The sequence below is a fragment of the Paenibacillus sp. S-12 genome (assembly GCF_030363895.1).
GTDB classification, from domain to species: Bacteria; Bacillota; Bacilli; order Paenibacillales; family Paenibacillaceae; genus Paenibacillus_B; species Paenibacillus_B alvei.
The window spans coordinates 1-11,235 of record NZ_JASIUF010000019.1 but is presented as its reverse complement, the minus strand read 5'-3'; the positions used below and the strand labels follow the sequence as shown (position 1 = coordinate 11,235).

At 46.3% G+C, this 11,235-nt stretch carries 11 protein-coding genes; 7 read left to right on the top strand and 4 right to left on the bottom strand.

Annotated elements, in window-relative coordinates; translation table 11 throughout:
- The first annotated feature begins 95 nt into the window (after positions 1–95).
- The 3 genes from NO352_RS18825 to NO352_RS18815 all read left to right on the top strand — a co-directional run bounded on the left by NO352_RS18825 (position 96) and on the right by NO352_RS18815 (position 3,258).
- Entirely contained in the window at positions 96–1,058 is a 963-nt protein-coding gene (locus NO352_RS18825) for a siderophore ABC transporter substrate-binding protein (protein ID WP_289356483.1), read from the top strand.
- Positions 1,059–1,270: 212 nt separating this feature from the next.
- A complete protein-coding gene (locus NO352_RS18820; protein WP_289356481.1) occupies positions 1,271–2,731 on the top strand; it encodes a PAS domain S-box protein in 1,461 nt (486 codons plus the stop codon).
- Between the two features lie 161 nt (positions 2,732–2,892).
- Positions 2,893–3,258, top strand: a complete 366-nt coding sequence (locus tag NO352_RS18815) for a YybH family protein (RefSeq protein ID WP_289356480.1) — start codon at positions 2,893–2,895, stop codon at positions 3,256–3,258.
- An 86-nt stretch (positions 3,259–3,344) separates the two neighbouring features.
- Here NO352_RS18815 and pepV read toward each other — a convergent pair whose 3' ends face one another.
- The gene (gene pepV, locus NO352_RS18810) at positions 3,345–4,778 is read right to left on the bottom strand and encodes a dipeptidase PepV (protein WP_289356479.1); all 1,434 of its coding nucleotides are present in this window, start codon (positions 4,776–4,778) and stop codon (positions 3,345–3,347) included.
- A gap of 329 nt (positions 4,779–5,107) precedes the next feature.
- On the opposite strand from pepV, the gene NO352_RS18805 reads away from it, so the two are divergent.
- Complete coding sequence (locus NO352_RS18805) at positions 5,108–6,346, top strand: hypothetical protein (protein ID WP_289356477.1); 1,239 nt, start codon at positions 5,108–5,110, stop codon at positions 6,344–6,346.
- A 213-nt stretch (positions 6,347–6,559) separates the two neighbouring features.
- Here NO352_RS18805 and NO352_RS18800 read toward each other — a convergent pair whose 3' ends face one another.
- From NO352_RS18800 to NO352_RS18785, 3 genes are all read right to left on the bottom strand, one after another.
- Positions 6,560–7,138: a thymidine kinase gene (locus NO352_RS18800; RefSeq protein ID WP_268599437.1), complete on the bottom strand. Its 579-nt coding sequence runs from the start codon at positions 7,136–7,138 to the stop codon at positions 6,560–6,562.
- 89 nt (positions 7,139–7,227) lie between these two features.
- Positions 7,228–8,502 carry an NUDIX hydrolase N-terminal domain-containing protein gene (locus tag NO352_RS25200; RefSeq protein ID WP_353961273.1) on the bottom strand — a complete coding sequence of 425 codons (1,275 nt, stop codon included), beginning with the start codon at positions 8,500–8,502 and terminating at the stop codon, positions 7,228–7,230.
- 22 nt (positions 8,503–8,524) lie between these two features.
- Entirely contained in the window at positions 8,525–9,283 is a 759-nt protein-coding gene (locus NO352_RS18785) for a DeoR/GlpR family DNA-binding transcription regulator (protein ID WP_289356476.1), read from the bottom strand.
- Positions 9,284–9,536: 253 nt separating this feature from the next.
- Here NO352_RS18785 and NO352_RS18780 point away from each other — a divergent pair, with 253 nt between their 5' ends.
- The 3 genes from NO352_RS18780 to NO352_RS18770 all read left to right on the top strand — a co-directional run bounded on the left by NO352_RS18780 (position 9,537) and on the right by NO352_RS18770 (position 11,187).
- Complete coding sequence (locus NO352_RS18780; RefSeq protein WP_005544113.1) at positions 9,537–10,133, top strand: TetR/AcrR family transcriptional regulator; 597 nt, start codon at positions 9,537–9,539, stop codon at positions 10,131–10,133.
- Positions 10,134–10,251: 118 nt separating this feature from the next.
- The gene (locus tag NO352_RS18775) at positions 10,252–10,881 is read left to right on the top strand and encodes an HXXEE domain-containing protein (protein WP_268621975.1); all 630 of its coding nucleotides are present in this window, start codon (positions 10,252–10,254) and stop codon (positions 10,879–10,881) included.
- 105 nt (positions 10,882–10,986) lie between these two features.
- Entirely contained in the window at positions 10,987–11,187 is a 201-nt protein-coding gene (locus NO352_RS18770) for a hypothetical protein (RefSeq protein WP_289356475.1), read from the top strand.
- Positions 11,188–11,235: the final 48 nt, after the last annotated feature.

The window sequence follows — 11,235 nt, the reverse complement described above, 5'->3', positions numbered from 1 at the left end:
CGGTAATGTTGCAATGCAGCATGCATCTGTGCAGCAACGCGATATTAACGGCGAAAATATATAAGGTTCAAAATATGTTGTAGAGGTGAAAAGAAGTGAAAAAAACAGTATTAATCCTACTCATTGCCATGATGGCAACGCTGGTTGCAGCATGTGGTTCCAATAAGTCAGACAGCAGCAATGGTTCGGCATCTACGGGAACAGAAGCGAATCAAGCAGCGGAAGAAATTCTTGTTAAGCATGAGCTTGGCGAAACGAAAGTGAAGAAAAACCCTTCCAAGGTCGTTGTATTCAGCTACGGCGTTGTGGATACTTTGGAAAAATTGGGTGTTGAAATCGCAGCCTTGCCGAAGGCGAGCCTGCCTCCTTACTTGAAAAAATACGAAGATGCGAAATATGTGAATGCAGGCGGCTTGAAGGAGCCGGATTTCGAAGCGATTCATGGTATGAAGCCCGACCTGATTATCATTGCAGGACGTCAAGCGAAATTGTATGATCAGTTCTCTGAAATCGCACCAACGATTTATATGGACGTTGATACGAAACGCTACATGGATTCTTTCAAAGAAAACACACAAACATTGGGCAAAATCTTCAACAAGGAATCTGAAGTTCAAGCAGAGCTGACCAAGATTGAAGAGTCCGTTAAGGCTTTGAACGAAAAGGCGAAAGCTGCGAACAAGAACGGACTTATAATCCTGGCGAATGACGGAAAAATTAGTGCTTACGGTGCAGGTTCCCGCTTTGGTATCATTCATGATGTATTCGGGGTTACGCCTGTAGATACGAACATTAAAGCATCTACACATGGTGATCCAGTATCCTTTGAATATATTGTTGAAAAAAATCCAGACTACTTGTTCGTTGTTGACCGCGGTGCAGTTGTCGGCGGTGAATCGTCTGCGAAGCAAGTCGTTGAAAATGATCTTGTGAGAAGTACGAAGGCATATAAAGAAGGCCATATTGTTTACTTGGATCCGAACTACTGGTACTTGTCCGGTGGCGGTCTCATTTCTGTAGAGGAAATGGTGAAGGAAGTAGACGGAGCAATGAAATAATTCAGTTCTGCTGCGAAACAAGAGCATGAATTGAACCAAAGTGCATGAGACGTGCGAATGTTGCGCATGTTCTCGTGCACTTTTTTTATTTCCCACAACAGCGAAGCGGACAGAAAGCTTTGGCAAGATTTTAATTGATGCTGGCCGGAAGGGAGATTTATAATGATTATTGGGTATATGTGGAAGTGATAATGAATTGGAGGGGAGATTACATGCATTTGGAGCAAATTGATCTGTTCGATTTGGCTTTTAATAATGCATCGATCGGGATGGCAATCGTGTCGCTGGAGGGGAAATTTATGAAAGCAAATCACTCCTTATGCGAAATGATTGGCTATGAAGAACGTGAACTGCTCTCTCTGGACTATATGCATATTACCCATCCAGACGATCTGGAAGAGAGTATTATACATATTCAACGACTGCTGGACAAGCAGATCCCATCTTTTCATATTGAGAAGCGCTACATAGGCAAGTCTGGAGAAGTCATATGGATGCTCTTAACCGTATCGCTTGTTCATGATCAGGGCGGCAAGCCGCTTTTCTTTTTTTCTCAGTTTCAAAATATAATGTCGTGCAAATTGACAGAGAAGGTACATCTCCAGACGAAAGCGATTTTGAAGGAGAAGGAAGCGACCTTTCAATCCTTATTAGAAGAATTGCCGCTTGCTGTCATTGTTACGTATAACGGCATCATTCGTTATATGAATCGCGCTTCCGTTGCCTTAATCTGTGCTACTGACCCAGCGGACATCCTTGGCATGCCGGTTATCGATATTGTCGAGCCTTCGAATCATAAGCTTGTGTATGAGCGGAGACGCAGATATCAGGAGGGGACACGCTTAGGGCCAGTTAAATATGATATTCGCTGCTTAAACGGTGAAATCAAATGCGTAGAAGGCTTTTCCCTGCCTACCACCTTTGTTGGAAAGAAGGCGACCATCGGCGTATATCAGGATATTAGCGATCGAAGCAAGGAAGAAGAGCGAATGCTGCAGTCTGAGAAGCTGTCCATCGTCGGGCAGTTGGCCGCAGGCATCGCGCATGAAATTCGGAATCCATTGACTTCGATTAACGGCTTTCTCAAGCTGATGCGTACGACGAAGACGGATAAGGATCAATATTTTGATATCGTGGAATCGGAGTTGAAGAGCATTGAGGTAATTGCAAATGAACTGCTGATTCTAGCGAAGCCGAATGTGGTCAACAGCCGAAGAACCGATCTCGTTCAACTGATGGAGCAGATCATTGCATTCATGAGCGTACAATCGACATTGAAGAACAGCAATATGATAACCGAGCTGTCGGAAGAGGCGCTTTGGGTTGATTGCGAGCCGAATCAGATTAAGCAGGTGTTCATTAATTTGATTAAAAATGCGCTTGAAGCGATGTCAGGGGGAGGCAATATTTATGTACGCACCAAGCTGGATGGCGATTATGCAGCCATATCCATTCAGGATGAAGGCTGTGGAATTCCAGATGATAAGGTGAACAGTCTCGGGCAACCGTTCTATACAACGAAGGATACGGGAACAGGCTTAGGGCTGATGGTCAGCTATAATATTATTGAAAAGCATGGTGGTAAAATTGAGGTGGACAGTGTGCTTGGCGTAGGTACCACATTTATCATCCGCTTGCCGCTAAGGTCGGATATCCCTGCATTTCCTACATGAATCGGCACCAAGTCATCGTGAAATTGGAGCCGCTTAAAGATGCCCACTTCATATTACGCTGAATGAAGGCACGCCTACGATCAGGAGATGCGACTACCGTATATCCAGCGAATTTACATGTTGAAAAATACGGGGTTTGGGATGAAAAAAAGGGGGGCACTATGAGTTATCAAAAGGCATTGGAACGCTATATGGAGGCAACGAATACACATGACTTCGGGAACGTGCAAGCTTGCTTGGATACAAGCGCCGTATATTGGTTCTCGGATCGTACATGCAAGACGCTTGAGGAGATTCGGGCATATTTTGAACATGCCTGGGAGGTTATTCAAGATGAAGTGTATTCAGCCTCCGATGTACAGTGGATTGCAGTGGACGAACAGACGGCTGTATGCTTGTATACCTATCATTGGAGCGGACTTTATCAAGGGAAACAGGCTGAGGGAAGCGGGAGAGCGACGAATGTGTTCAAGCTCATTGCAGGAGAATGGAAGCTGGTGCATGAGCATCTAAGTGCATTGAAATAAGCAAGCACCCATGAGAACAGAAGGGAAAAAGGGAGGTCGGCTGCCTTTTTCCCTTCTGCAGCTCAACATCCCTCTAAATACAATCCTTATGCGTCTAAGTTCGCTAATTCATAAATGGCACGCGCATAAATAGCAGTTGCCTTTAGCAAATCATCGATCTCAATGTATTCGTCTACACGGTGAGCCATTTCTTCTCTTCCTGGGAACAAGGCGCCGAACGCGACTCCGTAGTCCATGAATGCAGCGTATGTACCGCCGCCCGTAGTCAGCAAGGTAGGCTCAAGCTGAGTTTCTTCCGCATACACCTTTTGCAGCACCTTGATCATCGGATGCTCTGCATCGACATGGTGCGGCTTTTTCAAGTCCGGTTCTTCTACGACGAAGCCGAATGCATCCATCTTCGTTGCCAATGTGTCCAAAATGGACTGTAAATCCTGCGTAACTGGGAAGCGGATATTTAGATGGAAAAACGATTGCTTGTCCGCACCGTATTCGAATATGCCCGCATTTACCGTCAATGGACCTGTAATGTCATCCTTATATGCGATGCCCAGCTTGCTGCCCAAGTGATCATCCGTCAAATAAGCATCTACGCAGCGGATATAACGATCCGCATCTGCTTGGAACGTGTACGAACGCAAAAATCCGAACAGCTTTAGTGCAGCATTAATGCCTTGATGAGGCTCCATGCCATGCGCGGATTTACCTTTGAGGCTGAGTGTAATATGGCCGCCGTTTACTTCGGATGAGCCTTTCAATTGCTGTTCAGTGTAATAATTTTCGAACTTGGCTGCCAATTCTGCAAGAACAGCAGCGTCGCCAGAAATAGTTGCAGTCGCTGATTCAGGCACCATATTCTCAACACCGCCGCCATGGAAGGACACCAATTCAAGCTGTCCCGCTTGACGATCGGAAGCAGAGCTGTTGTCCGGCTGCAGCAGGAAGCGGGTATTGATTTGTCCCTTTTCCGCATGTGTAATTGGGAAATCGGCATCTGGCGCGAAACCGTAAAGCGGCATTTTCTCACGCTTCGTATAGGTCTTCATGCATTCCATGCCGCTTTCTTCATCTGCACCGAAGATGATGCGTACATTGTGCTTCAAGGGCAGACCAAGCTCCTTCACGATTTTCAAACCGTAATAAGCAGCAAGCGTGGGCCCTTTATCATCAATGGCGCCACGTGCAAACAGCTTGCCTTCACGAATGTCAGGGGAGAAAGGAGGGGTTGTCCAATGTCCAGTTGCAGGGACTACGTCAACATGGCATAATGCTGCAACATATTCACCGCTCTTCGATTCGCCGTATTCCGCGTAGCCTACATAGCCGTCCAGGTTTGTCACACGGTATCCGTCACGACGAGACATGTCCAGCACATAATCAAGCGCACGCGCTACATTGTGACCCATTGGCTTGCCAGGCTCACTCGTGGTGGCATCCTTTACACTCTCGATGCTAAGCAATCCATTAAGATCTTGCAGTAGATCGTCCTTGCGCTTCAATACTTCTTCCATCCAATTCATCAAGCCGCACTCCTTTTGTATTGAAATTGAACATGTGTTAGTGGTTGATTAGTGTTGATTAGAAGCGACGTTCATCCATGAACATATGATTGCCGCCTGAGCCTAATTATAGCAGGTGCAGACCAGTAACAACATAGAAGCAGTATTGAAATCCGGGATATTGTGCCTGTTGTTTATATTAGGAATAGATGTTTTATCAAACCCGGTCACTCTATTTCAGATAAAGTCTATTCGAATAAAAAGCTTGTGCAGCAAGTATCGGCGAGACGGTAGCTGCATATTATCTATCAACCCATTCATTACATGGTGTATAAGGGGGATACAATGAAATGAAATCGCTTACGAACAAAATGGGAATGAGCTTGCTGCTGGGGATATTGGCAGCGAGTGGCTTGAGTTCATTTGGATATGCGGCGGGAAATGGCGCCAACTCCATAGCAGTAAATGGTACGGTCAAGTCGCCAGTAAATAAATTGAACGTCGGACAAGAGGAATGGAACACGTATGATGCAGCTCAGGTACAAGAAAGAGTGGACAAGGTCAAGGAGCTGTTGAAGGCTGCAGAACAACGATTGAAAGAAGTGAAAAGTCAGTTTCGTGATGTGCCGTATTCTAGCATAGATAGCAAGCTGATGATGGCGAGATCTGCCTTGGCAGCCGAGGAATGGGGGAATGAGCAGCGCAGTTTGAAGGAACGCGGCAAGAAGCTGAAGGAGCTTGAACGCTTTGCTCAGGAGGCATACAACTTGAGCGCAGAGTCGCGCAAGGTAGAATTACGCGGCATTTGGATTGAGCCCCAAGAGACGAATGCCGAACAAGTGCGCGAGCATATACAGCGAATTAAGTCCGCACATTTGAATGCAATATATATAGCAGCGGAATCCGCCGCTTCCTCCCATAGGATCGCCCAATCTACGGATGTGAAGTTTGCAGCATTTGATCCGGTGCAGGTATATGGAGCGGAAGGAGCCAAGCTTGGTGTGGCAGTGTTTGCTGTAAACAGCAGGGATAGGGGGCGGATTTTGTCCACTGGAGGAATTGGCACGCTGGGAGTAGCGATAACGGATCATCCCGTCTGGACGGTTGCTGCTGTGAAGCTTGGTGAGCATGAGGCGGCAACTGAGAAGCTCCTTCAAGAGCAGCGCTCGCTTCATGGAGCAGGGCTCGTGATTATTGATGAGAAATCCTACTTCAATGGAACTGTGGATTGGCAGTGGTGGATGGGGGTGTATCGCAGCCCGGCTGTACTTCCTGACTATCGCTCTGCTCAGCCTATAGGGCTGCTGCTTGAACAGATGTCACGCAAGATCGGTTCGATTTATGTCCCGCTCCATGGCATAAGAGAAGACGCTGCGACGCGTTATAAAAGTCAGTTGGATCAATTGTCATCGAGCATCTATGGGATGAAGAAGTGGGACAAAAATGGTGCGCAATCGATACGCGGAATTCTAAATAACCTTAGGGAGGATATAGGCCGTGATTGGGGCATCGAGGAGGAAGTAAAGCTTCGGATGAGCTTCGATATAGAGGAGGGAATTGCACTTTGCGATGCTTATTTAGCTCAGTAAAGGAGATGGCAGTGACTCTTTTAGCAATTTAGTATCAACAGGTTTTGCTATACGTTGATGGAGCCGAATGACAGGCTGCTTTGTCTGCAATAGAGACGGGGTAGCCTATTTTTTTGTTTGTATTTTCCGAATGTTTGGCTTGAACGAAGCGAGGTTCGATGTGAAAAGAAAATACCCCTGAAGAACATGTCATTCAGGGGCGCTGCGCTACGATTACGATTGCAAAGGCGGATTTTTATGGCACTTGCGGCATACCGGATAATAGGTATCATTGCCTCCGATTACAATCTGTTCTCCTGTATAGACAGGCCTGTTATTTGTGTCAACACGTAAATTCATCGTTGCTTTACGTTCGCAGAACCAGCAAATCGTTTTCATTTCTTCTATTTTATCTGCGTACAACAGCATGTAACGGCTGCCCTCGAACAGTTCATTGCGGAAATCATTTTTTAATCCAAAGCCCATAACCGGAATATCAAGCTCATCGACAATGCGGGTAAGCTGCATAATTTGAGCATGATCTAAAAATTGCACTTCATCAATAAGCACACAAGAGATGGGGCCTTCATGATGCTGTACAATCTCGAATAAATTGGTGTCTTCGCAGATCGAAATTGCCTTGCGGCGCAAACCGATTCGAGAAGATATATACCCGCTCTCGTCTCGATCATCTACAGCAGGGGTGAAAATCAGCACCGATTTATTCTGTTCCTCATAATTATGGGCGACCTTCAATATTTCAATAGATTTCCCACTGTTCATTGCGCCGTATCGAAAATATAACTGAGCCAACTTCGCCACTCCGTTCCATTCTATGTTGATGAGATTATAGAATAGCATAGGAAGCGTCTCAGGTACAGAAACAGAAGTGGTTTAGCTTATTAATCCAGAATAACAGCGTGATCAGGCTGGCCGTGTATCTGGAATAGTAAGCGAAGCTGCGCTTCCGTGTTGCGTTCTGCTGACAATGGCGGGAGCTCGTTCTCGGCGAAAAATCCCACCCCGCTTGTTTCTGTGCCGCTCATTGCTTCTCCTCCGATAATGTCGCACAGGATGAACAATTTATAAACATGGTTCGGTTCCGGCGGATGCTGGTGGAAGCGCTTGTCAAGCACGGCAAGCAACCGAATGGCCCGCGCTTGGAATCCGGACTCCTCTTGAATCTCCTTCACAACAACCTCAGATGGAGAAAAACCGATATCCGCCCAGCCGCCTGGCAGTGACCATGCTCCGTCTGCTTTCTCCTTCACGAGAAGGAGCTTTCCGTCGCGGAAGACGACGCCTCTCACATCAACCTTCGGCGTAGCATAACCAGTATCGCTGGCAAAAGATACGCGAACCTGCTCCTTATCAACATCTGAGCAGGATGTCATCATATCCACACTAATATCGCGCAGTTCCTCATAACGCTCGCAGTCGTAGGGATTGTCTGAATAGGTCAATCCGATTTGGGCAAGTGCTTGAATCCGCTTGGCCCAGTGGAGCTGGCGCCATTCAATGGCTGGATGCGCTATCGATTGCTGCACAAGTTCCGTAAGCTCGGATGGCTGTGAGAAAATATCATGAGGTGCCTTCTCAAAGGTTGCAGACTGAACGGTACCAAACCATTTGGCGCCTATTGTATGCACGTTAGCAGCTAAGCCAGCCTCAATATCCGCATTGCTGTCACCGATCCAGATCGCCTCGTCTGCACGAACATGAAGTGCGGCAAGTGCAGCATGAATGCCTTCAGGATCCGGCTTCGGTTTCGTGACCTCATCGCCAGTTATCGCAATATCCACATATGGAGACAAGCCGAGCGCTTCATTAGAAATTTGATAGGCACGGCGGCCCTTCCCTGTAATAATGCCGATTGCTATGCCTTGCTCTTTCAAGGCTTGCAGCATCTGAATAATAGCGGGTGAAGAATGAACAAGGCTGGCATGCCAATTGTGATACAGCTCAAAATATTCCTCGATAGCGGTCGGCAGGAGGCCTCTATATTTCATATTCGCAGTTAATATGCCCTCTTCTGTTGGGCCGAACATGTCTATAATCTGTTCCTTGGACACCATCCGATTGTCATATCGTTTAAAAATGTCTTGGAACACGTGAAGAGTCAAGGGCAGCGTATCGGCTAATGTTCCATCAAAGTCAAACAGAACGGCTCTGATCATTGCATTCATCCTCCTTGGTGGATTACGAGATTATGAGCACTTGTACATGATTGGCCTTCATTGCATGGTCTAATTCAGGTGAGAGCGGTTGGTTCGTAATGAGCATATCGATGTCTGTTAAAGACAAGCCTCGATAATAATGCGTGTGTCCAAGCTTCGTATGGTCGGCAAGGACGATAGTCTGTCTAGAGCGGCTGGCGACTTCTTTTTTCATATATATGTCTTCTTCATAGTGATAATAAATGCCTGCTTCCGAGATTCCCGCTGCACCTAAAAAGGCTTTATCGAATTGAAAATCGCGCAGCTTGTCTATCGTCGAATATCCAGAGAGATGCCTTGTCTTAGGTTGGACAATCCCTCCTAGCAGATGCGTCTGAACGGCTGCATGATTGGCCAGCAAGATGGCGTTATCAATGGAATGGGTAACGGCTGTTGCACGCGCAGCCTTTAAATAGGGAATCATGCTGTGCACGGTAGTCGATACATCCAAAAAAAACATATCGTGATCTTGGACAAGCTTCGCTGCTTGTCGCCCAATTCGTCCCTTGCCGTCAGTTTCATTGTTCAGCCTTGTCGCATATGCTTCGATCTTCTGCTCCAGCCGCGGAAGCGTGATCCCTCCATGGGTACGTGTAACGGCACCGCTCTCTGTCAGCTTCACGATATCGCGCCGCGCCGTATCTCGAGATACGCCGAACATGGCACATATTTCTCCAACCGTCATCGTGTCATGCTGCTCAAGATGCGTTAAGATGCGCAGCAAGCGCTCTTCTTGGTACATTTTTGCTATCACCTCATGACGTTAATTATAAGTATATATAAGTAATATTTCAAGTGTATATAAGTAAAATGCGCATACATAAGTCAATATTTGTTGTGACTGTTCTGTTTTTTTCGTTGTGCCACATAGGAGATTAGAGTCTTTTATTTTGTGGAAATTTTGGCTGAGGTGGTGTTGATTGAATGAAACAGGGATGGTATTATTTAGTTAAACAATGTTTTAAACGATGTTTAATAATAGTGAGGGGGATTAGATGAAGCAAACTGATATATCGCTGGACACGAAGGGCAAAATTTTGAGCGCGGCTCTCGACATCCTGAAGCAGGAGGGATTCGAGCATATTACGATCCGGAAAATTGCAGCCCGCTCTAACGCCAATATCGCCTTAATCAATTATTATTTCGGATCGAAGGACATGCTCATCAACGAGGCGATTAAGGAGCTATTATCTGGCTTTCGCAGCGCCTTCGACGTCCTTGATGAGCGAAGCATATCACCTCTTGCTCGGCTGCGAACGTTTTTAATCCAATATGTACAGGTCATTCAGCAATATCCAGAGATTATCACGCGTACGATGACCGCTGGCGCTGCGATGTTCGCCTCCCAGCAGGAGTATGGTGAATTTCTGCAAGCTGTTGGATTCGTTAAAGTCAAACATACCCTTCAAGAGATTACACAAGAGGGAAATTCCGAAACACTGACCATGATGATGATGCAACTGTTCGGCGCTGTATTTCTCCCTGTCATGATGAAGCCGCTGCTGGAATCAGGAACGGGAGTTGCGGTTGCATCTGTGGAAGCCCATATTGATTTGTTGTTTGAGCGTTATTTTAATACGGCTAACCGCTGAGTCGAGGATTGTTCGAATTGATGGATTACTGGTTACATGAAGCCAAGCATTCTTGTATGTAAAATGAAGACCATTACGCATGCAGTGGCGCTGCCACTGCGAACAGGAGGAAAGAGTTATGAATTTTCTCAGAAAGTATTGGCAGGATCTTGGGTTGGTTGTCGCTGCATTGGTCTGTGTGTACTTGTTTCTTGGAGGAACGGAAATTCCCGACATCAAGGTAATGCTCTGGTTGAGCTTCGTGGCCATACTTGTCCATCAATTTGAAGAATATCGATGGCCGGGCTACTTCAGCGGTCTATTTAATGCTGTTCTCTTTAAGAGCAAAAGTCCGCGGCAATTTCCGCTCAATCCCCAATCCGCAATGATTATTAATCTGATTATCGCTTATGGGTTCTATTTATTTCCTCTCCTCTTCCCTGACGTGATATGGCTTGGCCTCGCTCCTATGCTGATGGGATTTTTCCAATTCATTTGGCATGGCATTTTCGCAAATATCAAGGCAAAAACGCTGTATAATCCAGGACTTTTCTCCGTATTGGTGTTGCATATTCCGGTTGGCGGTTGGTATGTTTTTCATATCGTATCGAATGGCCTTGTTCATACAACGGATTGGATACTCGGGACGATTTACTTTGCGGCAGCCGTATATGTGCTTATCGTGAAGGGGAATATGTGGCTCAAAAATCCAAATTCTCCATACTGCTTTACGGTGAAGCAATTAGGGCCTTATGCCAAACATATGTAAACGAGCGGGGAATTTGATATCATTTTGTCTGCGCACTTTCTCTTCATGTATGCAGACCGGTTGGATACGGAATTTCATCGTCGAACGATAGAGGAGCTTTTACGAGTGGCGAAGGAGGAAGTGAGAATTTTCCCGCTGATTGATTTGGAAGGCAAGCGGTCGTCTCAGGTGGACGAAGTGATTCATTTGGTGCAAAATAGGGGCTGCGACGTACAAGAAAAGGAAGTCCCTTATGAGTTTATGCGCGGCGGCCTTGATAGGATCAAGGCTGCTTTTTTTATGGGCTTTAGCCCGTTGAGTGCGTGAACCGCACGAAACAAAAAACCACCCGCTATGCGGGTGGAGGGATCGAGG

Excerpts from the sequence above, each read along its gene's own strand:
- NO352_RS18815 (WP_289356480.1), top strand. The coding sequence starts at position 2,893 with ATGAGTTATCAAAAGGCATTGGAACGCTATATGGAGGCAACGAATACA.
- NO352_RS18775 (WP_268621975.1), top strand. The coding sequence starts at position 10,252 with ATGAATTTTCTCAGAAAGTATTGGCAGGATCTTGGGTTGGTTGTCGCT.
- pepV (WP_289356479.1), bottom strand. The coding sequence starts at position 4,778 with ATGAATTGGATGGAAGAAGTATTGAAGCGCAAGGACGATCTACTGCAA.
- NO352_RS18820 (WP_289356481.1), top strand. The coding sequence starts at position 1,271 with ATGCATTTGGAGCAAATTGATCTGTTCGATTTGGCTTTTAATAATGCA.
- NO352_RS18785 (WP_289356476.1), bottom strand. The coding sequence starts at position 9,283 with ATGTACCAAGAAGAGCGCTTGCTGCGCATCTTAACGCATCTTGAGCAG.
- NO352_RS18780 (WP_005544113.1), top strand. The coding sequence starts at position 9,537 with ATGAAGCAAACTGATATATCGCTGGACACGAAGGGCAAAATTTTGAGC.
- NO352_RS25200 (WP_353961273.1), bottom strand. The coding sequence starts at position 8,502 with ATGATCAGAGCCGTTCTGTTTGACTTTGATGGAACATTAGCCGATACG.
- NO352_RS18805 (WP_289356477.1), top strand. The coding sequence starts at position 5,108 with ATGAAATCGCTTACGAACAAAATGGGAATGAGCTTGCTGCTGGGGATA.